The sequence below is a fragment of the Ferrimonas marina genome (genome assembly GCF_900129905.1).
Lineage (GTDB): Bacteria > Pseudomonadota > Gammaproteobacteria > Enterobacterales > Shewanellaceae > Ferrimonas > Ferrimonas marina.
Genome location: NZ_FQXG01000005.1, coordinates 388,394 through 398,724, shown reverse-complemented (window position 1 = coordinate 398,724; position 10,331 = coordinate 388,394). Strand labels below are relative to the sequence as shown.

Here is a 10,331-nt window from a genome sequence, read left to right as displayed (position 1 = left end):
ACCTAGCACCTAGCACCTAGCACCTAGCACCTAGCACCTAGCACCCAGCACCCAGCACTTAGCACTTAGCCGAACACGATCAAAAACGCCCCGCAGTGGCGGGGCGCAGCATCGGTGTCTGGTGTCAGCCGGCGGTGGCCTCACTGGTATGAGACAGCAGGGTCTCGAGCAGCTTGTCTTCGAGTTCGAACCGCTCCTCCATTGCCTGACCCAGCTTGGACAGCTCGGCGTCCAGCTCCAGCAGCACGTCCTCGTCGACGCCATTGGTGAACTTGTCGTTGAAGTCCAGAGCGGAATCGGTGCTGGCGTTGATCTTCGGCAGCAGCGAGTTGGCCAGGGTCTTGCTCTTTTCGCCGTTGCGCTCGCAAGCGGAAGCCACCTGGTCATACACCTCGAAGTGGCCTTCGGAAACGTAATCCACCAGCTGGTTACAGAACTGCTTGATGTGGCCCTCTTCCGGCAAGGCCTCTTTGGCTTCGCCGTAGGGCGGTAGGCCCGCGAGCTGGCAATAGGTGATCAACAGCTGTCGTCGGCTCTCGAGCCATTGATCAATCAGTTTGTTGTTGCCGCCCCAAGCGTCGACCGCTCTTTCTAGTTTTGTCAGCATCGCACCGTCCTCTTGCAAGCTAACCTGCTTGTCCGTGGTTTCAGTTTAAATGTGTGAGTTGGAGTCGATCAATTGTTTTTCTCACTCAGCATAGCATCGCTGAGGCGGGGGAGGAGGGGTTAATGGGCTGAACCAGAAAAAGAAAACCCCGCTCAGAGAGCAGGGTTCAATAGGTGTATAAGCGGGCCCACTGCGGTGGACTTCTTGCTTCATTTTGCTAGCGCACCCTTGTTATACCAAAGCCGCATAATGAGTGCAAACTGGTGCGATCTTCGTTACATCCTGAAGTGGGTTAGTTAATCTGTGGCACAACTCACGCTTGGCTCGTATCAATCCGCTACCGCGGTGCTACAATGGCGCCACATTTTACCTTGTTGTGCGTTAGGGATGAACAAGATGTCAGAATTGAAGAACGATCGTTATCTGCGAGCTCTACTGCGTCAGCCGGTAGACGTGACCCCGGTTTGGATGATGCGTCAAGCGGGTCGCTACCTGCCTGAGTACCGCGCTACCCGCGCCGAAGCCGGCGACTTTATGAGCCTGTGTAAGAACCCGGAGCTGGCCTGCGAAGTAACCCTGCAGCCGCTGCGTCGCTTCCCGCTGGATGCGGCCATCCTGTTCTCCGATATCCTCACCATCCCGGATGCCATGGGCCTGGGTCTCTACTTCGAGACCGGTGAAGGTCCGCGCTTCCAGACCCTGGCTGACAACAAGGCCACCATCGAGAATCTGCCGATCCCGGATCCGGAAGGCGAGCTGCGCTACGTGATGGACGCGGTCCGTACCATCCGTCGTGAGCTGAAAGGCGAAGTGCCGCTGATCGGCTTCTCCGGCAGCCCGTGGACCCTGGCCACCTACATGGTGGAAGGTGGCAGCACCAAGGACTTCGCCAAGGTCAAGAAGATGGCCTTCGCTGAGCCGGCCATGATGCATATGCTGCTGGACAAGCTGGCCGAGTCCGTCATCGTTTACCTGAACGCCCAGATCAAGGCGGGTGCTCAGGCGGTACAGATCTTCGATACCTGGGGCGGCGCGCTGTCCGGCCCGGCTTACCGTGAGTTCTCCCTGCGCTACATGCACAAGATCGTGGATGGCCTGATCCGCGACCACGACGGCCGTAAGGTGCCGGTGGTGCTGTTCACCAAAGGTGGCGGTCAGTGGCTGGAAGACATCGCGGCCACCGGCTGTGACGCTGTCGGTCTGGACTGGACCGTGGACGTGAAAGACGCCCGCGCCCGTGTCGGCGACAAGGTGGCCCTGCAGGGCAACATGGATCCGTCCATGCTGTACGCCCCGGTGCCGCGCATCGAGGAAGAGGTTAGCCGCATCCTGGGTGAGTTCGGCCACGGTGAAGGCCACGTCTTCAACCTGGGCCACGGCATCCACCAGCATGCCGATCCGGAACACGCCGGTGCCTTCATCAAGGCGGTACATGAGCTGTCCAAGCCGTACCACAAGTAACGGCTCAGGCCGCGACTGAAATAAAAAAGCCACCGTTTTGCGGTGGCTTTTTTATTGGCACATGCTTAGGGCCTGTTGACCCTTCGGGATGTTTTTTGCAGCAAGCGCTGCCCGAAGGGTTCGGCCAAAGCCATTTTTCTCGTTGTCGAAGGCTCTTTGCTTAGCCCACTAGGCTTCATCGCCTTCTCCTAGATTAAAATCGCTTTGACTCGAACAAAAGTTCACCACGAAAGATCAACAGGCCCTATGGCCCGTGGATCTGCCAGGGAGAGAGTATGCGTGCGTTGAAGCTTCATCCTGAGGTGGCGTCGGCCCTGAGCCACGGCCAGCCGGTGGTGGCACTGGAGTCCACCCTGATCGCCCATGGTATGCCCCACCCGGATAACCTGGATACTGCCCGTCAGCTGGAGCAGCGGGTGCGCGATGAAGGTGCCGTGCCTGCCACCATCGCTATCCTCGATGGCCAGCCGACCATAGGTCTGACCGATGCCCAGCTGCAGTGCCTGGCCGACAGTCCTACGCCGGTGGCCAAGGTGTCCCGCCGGGATCTGCCCTTCGTGGTGCAATCTGGCCGGATGGGCGCTACCACGGTGGCCGCCACTATGTGGTTGGCGGCCAAGGCGGGGATCCGGCTGTTTGCCACCGGCGGCATTGGTGGGGTACACCGCCAGGCGCAGCACAGCTTCGATGTCTCGGCGGATCTGCAGGAGCTGGCCCAGACCGATGTGGCGGTGGTCTGCGCCGGGGCCAAGTCGATCCTGGATCTGGCGTTGACCCGCGAGGTGCTGGAAACCCTGGGGGTGCCGGTGGTGGGCTACCAGACCGATACCCTGCCGGCGTTCTATTGTCGTGACAGCGACGAAGGGGTGGATTACCGGCTCGATTCGGTCAGCGCCATCGGTGAGGCGCTGCGCTGGAAGTGGCAGTCCGGATTGCACGGCGGTGTGGTGATCGCTAACCCGATCCCTGAGGCTCACGCGCTGCCGCGGGCGCAGATGGACGAGGCGATCGAAACGGCCCTGGCCCAGGCGCAAAGCCAGGGCATCCGCGGCAAGGCGATCACCCCCTTCCTGCTGGCCAAGATCCGCGAATTGACCCGCGGGGCCAGTCAGCAGGCCAACGTGGCCCTGGTGCTCAACAACGCCACCCTGGCAGCGCAGATTGCCGTGGCGATGAGCACCTCAGACAGCTAGCGCTTTACAGCCCGAGCTGACCAATACGGCGCTGTAGCTCCGGCACCAGCTCCTGTTCGAACCAGGGGTGGCGCTTAAACCACAACTGGTTGCGCGGTGACGGGTGGGGCAGCGGCAGCCGGTGTGGCCCGCAGGCCCGCCAGTCCTGCACAGTCTCGGTCAGGCTGCGGCCCTTGCCGAGGTAATGGCGCTGAGCGTACTGGCCAATCAGCAGGGTCAGTTCAATCTTGGGCAGCTGGCCAAGCAGGGTGGCGTGCCACTTGGGGGCGCAGCGCGGATCCGGCGGGTTATCGCCGCTCTTGCCCCGGCCGGGGTAACAAAACCCCATCGGCAGGATCGCCACCTTGTCGGCATCGTAGAACACCTCCGGGCTCATCCCCAACCACTGACGCAGGCGACGGCCGCTGGGATCGTTCCAGGGGATCCCGGTTTGATGCACCTTCAGCCCCGGCGCCTGACCGATGATCAACAAACGGGCATTGCGACCCATCTGCACTACCGGGTTGGGCTCAAGTTTGTCCTGGCACAGCCGACAACCAGAGGGGGTGATCAGATCACCGCATAGGGGTTGTTTCATTGAGAGTGAGACCCAGGTTTAATTGATTGAAAGTAACTAAAGTTTTGTTTGCAATAGGACGCTTATTGAGTACCTTGAGTAGCCAATAGGCCCAAAGAATAGGGTTCACGATTTTTGCCTGCTATGAAGCTCTCCCGTCGTTTGATGCTACTGGTTTTCGGCCTGGCTTTGCCAGTGCTGTTGCTGGCGTCGCTGGCGATCCATTTTGGGGTCCAGCACGGGGTCGATCGCTTCAGTCAGCATGAGTTGGCGATGGAGCGGGCACAGCTGCACGGTAGCTTCGAACAGCTGCTGCAACAACGTCGTGATGAGGCCCTGGCGGTGCGCGGTGCCCTGGAGATGGGCCGCACCGAACTGCTCGACCACCTGCTGGTCAAAAGCTACCTGGCTCGCCACCGGATCTTTGGCGTCAACCACCATGGCGAATTGCGCCCCCTTCTGCCCAACAGCCGGCCTGCCGATGGCACCACCGAAGCCTGGATGGAGCAGCTCGAACCGGCGCTAAAAAACAGCAGTTACCAGGCCGAGCGAGCCGGCTACGGCAGCCTGGAATCCACCCTGCTGGCCATCGTCTCCCTACCGATGAAGCACCGCCAGTGGCGTGGCCTGTTGCTGGTGCAACCGGTCAACGACGAGCTGCTGCGCACCATGGCCAACAGCAACCCACGAATTCGTAATATCGTCATTGAGCCAGACCAGTCCGGCAGCCTGTCACCCTTGCACCTGAGCACCCTGTTTGGCGCGCCGCTGAAGCTGCAGCCGGAGTTTCGCACTGACGGCTTCGATGAGCTCAACAGCGATCTGTTTTACCTGCAACTGCTGCAGCTGGCGGCCATCCTGCTGACCCTGGCTGCACTGTTCTTCCTGGTGGGTCGTGCCACCCTGTCCCCGCTGCGACGGATGCTGGGCCAGATCGAGGGTCAACTGCCCAACCACAAGCAATCCCAGCCGCTGAAGATGCCGGTGGAGGGAGAGCTGGGGGAGCTGGCCAGCCTGTGTAACGACCTGTTCCGCGAGCGCCACCATCACCGCCAACAGAAGAACGCCCTGCTGCGGGCGGTCAGTGACGCCATCGTGGTGGTGGATCACCAGGGCCGGATCGAGCTGGTTAACCCAGTGGCAGAGCGACTGCTGGCGGTGGATCATGGCCCGGTGCGCCAATGCACCCTGGCCAACCTGGTCAGCGGCATGGCCGGTCAGGAGCTGCACGGCGCCCTGCTCGAACTGCTGGGCTCCGGTCGGGTCAGCCAGGAGGGCAAGGTTCAGATCCCCCGGGGGCGCCGCTGGCAGACCCTGGAGTACAGCGCAGCGCGCACCCTGGATGGCGAAGGTCGTACCCTCGGCGCGGTGATGGTGCTGCGGGACATGACCCACTCCGAGCAGATGAAGCAGGAGCTGCAGAAGAAATCCGAGCGGGACCAGACCACTGGCCTGTTCAATCGTCACGTGTTTGAGCGCACCCTGGAGGGGCTGGCCAAGCGCGAAGGCCAGCACGCGGTGTGCTACATGGACCTCAACCGCTTCAAGCTGATTAACGACAGCTGTGGCCATGAGGCCGGCGACCGCATGCTGCGGGACGTGGCCCAGGAGATGAGCCAGAGCATCCGCCAGAGCGATACCCTGGCACGGATCGGCGGTGACGAGTTTGGTCTGATCCTGCCGGACACCTCCGCATTGGAGGCGGCACGCCTGCTTAAGGCGCTGAGTGAGCGGGTTCATGGCATTACCCTGTACTGGGACTCCGGCAGCTACAAGGTGGGGGTCAGCATCGGTGTGGCCTTCTACCGCCAGGATGAACAGACCCCGCGGGAGGCGTTCAAGGACGCCGAGATCGCCTGCTCCGCCACCAAGAGCAACGGTGGCGAGAGCCAGATCCACTTCTTTGATTCTCTCGATCAGGACCTGGCCCACCAGCGCAACGCGCCGCTGTGGGCGATGCGGATCAACGACGCCATCGTCAACGATGACCTGGTGCTCTACTACCAGCCGATTGAGCCGGTGCACGGTAACCACAGCAACAAGCGCAAGGTGGAGATCCTGCTGCGGATCAAGGAGGAGGGTGGTCGCATCCTGGCTCCGGGCCAGTTCATTGCCGCGGCCGAGCGCTTCAACCTGATGCCCCAGGTGGACCGGGCGGTGATCCGCAAGGCGTTCGAGTGGCTGGGGCGCAACCCCCAGCTGTGGGATACCCAGGTGATCGCCATCAACCTGTCCGGTACCACGCTCTCCAGTGACGGTTTGGTCAACTACATCGATCAGATGGCCAGCACCTACCGGATCCCGACCTACACCGTCTGTTTCGAGGTCACTGAAACCGCGGCCATCGGCAACGAGAACCACGCGCTGGAGATCCTCCATTCGCTGCGCCGCCGTGGCTACGCCTTTGCCCTGGATGACTTCGGCTCCGGCTTTGCCTCCTACGGCTACCTGCGTCAGCTGCCGGTGGATTACGTCAAGATCGATGGCTGTTTCGTCCGTAACCTGGCCACCAACGCCAAGGACTACGCCATCGTTAAGTCGATCCACGATGTGTGTCGGGTGATGGGGATTGAAACCGTGGCGGAGTTCGTGGAGGACCAGGAAACCCTGCAGCGGCTGAAGGCGATTGGGGTGACCTATGCCCAGGGCTATGGCATCGGCCGGCCCAAGGATCTGGAGACCTACCAGCCGGTGGTCGACCCCATCGAAGAGATGGTGGAAGAGTTCAGCTGAGCCGAATCAGACATTAAAAAAACGCGCCGACCTCGGCGCGTTTTTTGTTGGGGCGCTGGTTAGCGCTTCGATTCCATGGCTTGCCACTGTTCGATAACGCTCTGGCCCAGCCCCAATCCCATCTGGTGGGCGGCGTAGACCGGCGCTGGGTCGCGAGTCAGCCGTTTGAGCTTGAACTGCTCCGGCGGGCAGATCTCGAGGATCTCCACCCCCTTGGGCGGCTGACGGATCAGCTCCAGGGTGGCGTTGTAGCGCTCGGCACGATTGAGCATCACCTCCACCAATCCAGGGGTGTGGCGCAGCATATGTTTCAGCAGCCGGGGCGCCTTGCTGGCGGATTTACGGTAGCTGGCAGGACGGCTGCGCAGCACCATGATCCGACGGGCGCCACGGCGGATCGCCTCCGCCACCGGGATGGCATCCGCTACACCGCCGTCCACGTAGGTGGTGTCATTCAGCGTCACGCCGTTGCGATAGAGGATAGGCAGGGCACTGCTGGCCTTCATCAGCTCTGGCAGGCAGTAATCCTTGGGTTGCAGATACTCCGCCTGGCCGTTGTCCTGGCGGGTCACCCCCATGAAGAAGGGGCGTTGGTCGGCAGCCAGAGTCGTCCGATCGATGTCCAGCTCCTTCAGGGTGATGGCCCACATCCAGTCCAGGTCCAGCAGGTCGCGGCCGCGGACAAACTGGCCCGGAGTCACGAACTCCTTGCGGCAGCTGTAATCGGCGTACACCTTGAGATTGCGTCCCGGCATCTTGGCCAGGTAGGCCGCCAGGTTGGAGGCGCCGGCGGAGACGCCCCAGAAGCTGTCAAAGGGGGAGAACCCCTCGGCCAGGAAGTGATCGAGCACGCCGCAGGAGAACACACCCCGCATAGCGCCGCCTTCGACGATCAGGGCACTGGGGCCAATGCTGCTCATACTGTCATCCTTGTCATTCAGTCGCTGGCATTATCGCAGCTTTTCTCCAAGGGAGAAGGGGTTGGAGGCCCAGAGGGCAGTTATCGGCGGGGTCATGTCGTTCTGACTTTCCCGTACAACCCATGTGGTTAAAAAACCATCATCGCGTCTACCTCGCTAAGCTGATACAATCCGCGGCCCCGGAGCGTGCCGGGCGCATTGAGGTACCCTGATGATCCAGACCCCTGAAACCAAACTGTTCGACTATCCCAAATTCTGGGCCGAGTGCTTCGGTCCGGCGCCGTTCTTGCCTACCTCCCGCAAGGAGATGAGCAAGCTGGGCTGGGACAGTTGTGACATCATCCTGGTGACCGGGGACGCCTACGTCGACCACCCCAGCTTCGGCATGGCGGTGATTGGCCGCATGCTGGAATCCCAGGGCTTTAGGGTGGGGATCATCGACCAGCCCGACTGGCACTCCAAGGACGCCTTTATGGCGCTGGGGCGACCGAACCTGTTCTTTGGCGTTACTGCCGGCAACATGGACTCGATGATTAACCATTACACCGCCGACCGTCGTCTGCGCCACGACGACGCCTACACCCCGGATAACGTCCACGGTAAGCGCCCGGATCGAGCCACCCTGGCCTACACCCAGCGCTGCAAAGAGGCCTACAAAGAGGTGCCGGTGATCATCGGTGGCATCGAGGCCAGCCTGCGCCGCATCGCCCACTACGATTATTGGTCCGATAAGGTGCGCCGCAGCGTGCTGTTTGACGCCAAGGCCGATCTGCTGGTGTACGGCAACGCCGAGCGACCGTTGATCGAGGTGGCCCACCGACTGGCCAACGGCGAGGACGTGAAGGCCATCCGTGACGTGCGCGGCACTGCCTTCCTCACCAAGGATGCGCTGCCGGAATGGTCCGGGCTGGATTCCACCACCCTGGATACCCCGGGCAAGATCGATCCCATCCCCAACCCCTACGGCGCGGATGACATGGGCTGCGAGCTGGGCAGCAAGTTTGACGATGCGCCGGCCAACCAGACCGCCCAGGCGATCGAGGTGAAGCCTGCCAATGCGGGGCGTAAGCCCAAGCCCTGGGAGAAGCAGTACATCCTGCTGCCAGCCTACGACCAGGTGCGGGCCGACAAGGTGCTCTACGCCCACACCTCACGGATCTTCCATATGGAAACCAATCCGGGTTGCGCCCGGGCGCTGATGCAGCGCCACGGTGACCGCCATGTTTGGCTCAACCCGCCGGCGATCCCGCTGGAGACCGATGAGATGGACGGCGTGTTTGGCCTGCCCTACGCCCGGATACCGCATCCCAAGTACCAGGGTAAGAAGATCCCGGCTTACGACATGATCAAGACCTCGGTTAACATCATGCGCGGCTGCTTTGGTGGCTGCTCCTTCTGCTCCATCACCGAGCACGAAGGCCGCATCATCCAAAGCCGTAGCCAGGACTCCATCCTCAACGAGATTGAGCAGATCAAGGAGAAGGTACCAGGCTTCACCGGGGTGATCTCCGATCTGGGCGGTCCCACCGCCAACATGTACCACCTGCGCTGCAAGAGCCCCAAGGCGGAGGCCACCTGTCGCCGTTTGTCCTGCATTTACCCGGATATCTGCGGCCACATGGATACCGACCACACCCCCACCATCGAGCTCTACCAGGCGGCGCGTAAGATCCCGGGGATCAAGAAGATCCTGATCGCCTCCGGGGTTCGCTATGACCTGGCGGTGGAGGACCCACGCTACGTCCGTGAACTGGCCCAGCACCATGTGGGCGGCTACCTGAAGATCGCCCCGGAGCACATCGAGGAGGGGCCGCTGTCGATCATGATGAAGCCGGGGATGGGCAGCTATCACCGCTTTAAGCAGCTGTTCGACAAGTACTCCAAGGAGGCGGGCAAGGAGCAGTACCTGATCCCCTATTTCATCTCCGCCCACCCGGGCACCACCGATGAAGACATGGTGCACCTGGCCCAGTGGCTGAAGCAGAACAACTTCAAGCTGGACCAGGTACAGAACTTCTACCCCTCACCGCTGGCCAACGCCACGGCGGTGTGGCACACCCAGAAGAATTCGCTGCACAAGGTCAGCCACAAGTCGGAAGACGTGCCGGTGGCCAAAGGCGGACGCCAGCGTCGCCTGCACAAAGCACTGCTGCGCTACCACGATCCGGAGAACTGGCCGCTGATCCGCGAAGCGCTGACCAAGATGGGCCTGAGCCGGCTGATCGGCACCAGTGCCAACTGCCTGGTGCCGCCAGCGGGCAAAGAGGGCCAGCGGGGGGCACGGCGCGGTCCGGCCAAGACCGCGCTGACCAAGCACACCGGCCTGGGCCAGTTCGATAAGCCCAAGGGCAAGCGCCATGGCGCCAATCGGGGTGGCGACCATCGCGATGCAGAGGGTCCCCAAGGCACGCAACGCCGCAATGGTGGCAAACCGAGCGGCAAGCCCAGCGGTAATGCCGGTGGTAAAGGGCAGGGGACACCAGGCAAGCCGGCCGCCAACGGCAAACCCAGCGGTAGCCGTAAGCCTTCTGGCAACGGCAAGCCTTCAGCCAGCCGAAAGGGTAGTGGCAAGCCACAGCGCCAACGAGCCAACTAACAACAACGCCGGGCCCAAGCCCGGCGTTTTTGTTTATTCGTCTTCGTCTTGCGCAGGCGAGACGGAGAGTTGCTGGATCTCAATGTGCCCACCTGTATTTTGGCCGACTTGGAGGTGCCCGAACGAGAGCGGTTGTTGCAAGGTCGAGGGCCAGGATGGCCCGAGTGACCAGCGGAGACAGGGAGGTCGACTCTGGTCAGAGCCGTCGGCAACAAGCGGTAGAGAGAGGAATCAGCACTGACCGGAGGCATAGGGGAGTCCAGAG

At 61.8% G+C, this 10,331-nt stretch carries 7 protein-coding genes; 4 read left to right on the top strand and 3 right to left on the bottom strand.

Features of this window, described 5'->3' with window-relative positions; translation table 11 throughout:
* Positions 1–124: 124 nt before the first annotated feature.
* The gene (locus tag BUC04_RS14195) at positions 125–607 is read right to left on the bottom strand and encodes an Rsd/AlgQ family anti-sigma factor (RefSeq protein WP_067661651.1); all 483 of its coding nucleotides are present in this window, start codon (positions 605–607) and stop codon (positions 125–127) included.
* Positions 608–1,003: 396 nt separating this feature from the next.
* On the opposite strand from BUC04_RS14195, the gene hemE reads away from it, so the two are divergent.
* Both hemE and BUC04_RS14185 read left to right on the top strand, forming a co-directional pair.
* Positions 1,004–2,068, top strand: coding sequence for a uroporphyrinogen decarboxylase (gene hemE, locus BUC04_RS14190; RefSeq protein WP_067661844.1), 1,065 nt, complete (start codon positions 1,004–1,006; stop codon positions 2,066–2,068).
* 275 nt (positions 2,069–2,343) lie between these two features.
* Entirely contained in the window at positions 2,344–3,261 is a 918-nt protein-coding gene (locus BUC04_RS14185; protein ID WP_067661653.1) for a pseudouridine-5'-phosphate glycosidase, read from the top strand.
* Positions 3,262–3,265: 4 nt separating this feature from the next.
* Here BUC04_RS14185 and BUC04_RS14180 read toward each other — a convergent pair whose 3' ends face one another.
* Positions 3,266–3,838, bottom strand: coding sequence for a uracil-DNA glycosylase family protein (locus BUC04_RS14180; RefSeq protein WP_067661655.1), 573 nt, complete (start codon positions 3,836–3,838; stop codon positions 3,266–3,268).
* Between the two features lie 123 nt (positions 3,839–3,961).
* Between BUC04_RS14180 and BUC04_RS14175 the strand changes: the two genes are divergently transcribed.
* On the top strand, positions 3,962–6,550 hold the full coding sequence (locus BUC04_RS14175; RefSeq protein WP_067661657.1) for a putative bifunctional diguanylate cyclase/phosphodiesterase: 2,589 nt from the start codon (positions 3,962–3,964) through the stop codon (positions 6,548–6,550).
* Between the two features lie 59 nt (positions 6,551–6,609).
* On the opposite strand, the gene BUC04_RS14170 is transcribed toward BUC04_RS14175, so the two are convergent.
* The gene (locus BUC04_RS14170; RefSeq protein WP_067661659.1) at positions 6,610–7,470 is read right to left on the bottom strand and encodes a patatin-like phospholipase family protein; all 861 of its coding nucleotides are present in this window, start codon (positions 7,468–7,470) and stop codon (positions 6,610–6,612) included.
* A gap of 211 nt (positions 7,471–7,681) precedes the next feature.
* On the opposite strand from BUC04_RS14170, the gene BUC04_RS14165 reads away from it, so the two are divergent.
* Entirely contained in the window at positions 7,682–10,066 is a 2,385-nt protein-coding gene (locus BUC04_RS14165; protein WP_067661661.1) for a YgiQ family radical SAM protein, read from the top strand.
* The last annotated feature ends 265 nt before the right edge of the window (positions 10,067–10,331 follow it).

What these genes read in the sequence shown, in the direction of transcription:
- BUC04_RS14185 (WP_067661653.1), top strand. Translation starts at nt 2,344, where the DNA reads ATGCGTGCGTTGAAGCTTCATCCTGAGGTGGCGTCGGCCCTGAGCCAC.
- BUC04_RS14170 (WP_067661659.1), bottom strand. Translation starts at nt 7,470, where the DNA reads ATGAGCAGCATTGGCCCCAGTGCCCTGATCGTCGAAGGCGGCGCTATG.
- BUC04_RS14195 (WP_067661651.1), bottom strand. Translation starts at nt 607, where the DNA reads ATGCTGACAAAACTAGAAAGAGCGGTCGACGCTTGGGGCGGCAACAAC.
- BUC04_RS14175 (WP_067661657.1), top strand. Translation starts at nt 3,962, where the DNA reads ATGAAGCTCTCCCGTCGTTTGATGCTACTGGTTTTCGGCCTGGCTTTG.
- BUC04_RS14180 (WP_067661655.1), bottom strand. Translation starts at nt 3,838, where the DNA reads ATGAAACAACCCCTATGCGGTGATCTGATCACCCCCTCTGGTTGTCGG.
- BUC04_RS14165 (WP_067661661.1), top strand. Translation starts at nt 7,682, where the DNA reads ATGATCCAGACCCCTGAAACCAAACTGTTCGACTATCCCAAATTCTGG.
- hemE (WP_067661844.1), top strand. Translation starts at nt 1,004, where the DNA reads ATGTCAGAATTGAAGAACGATCGTTATCTGCGAGCTCTACTGCGTCAG.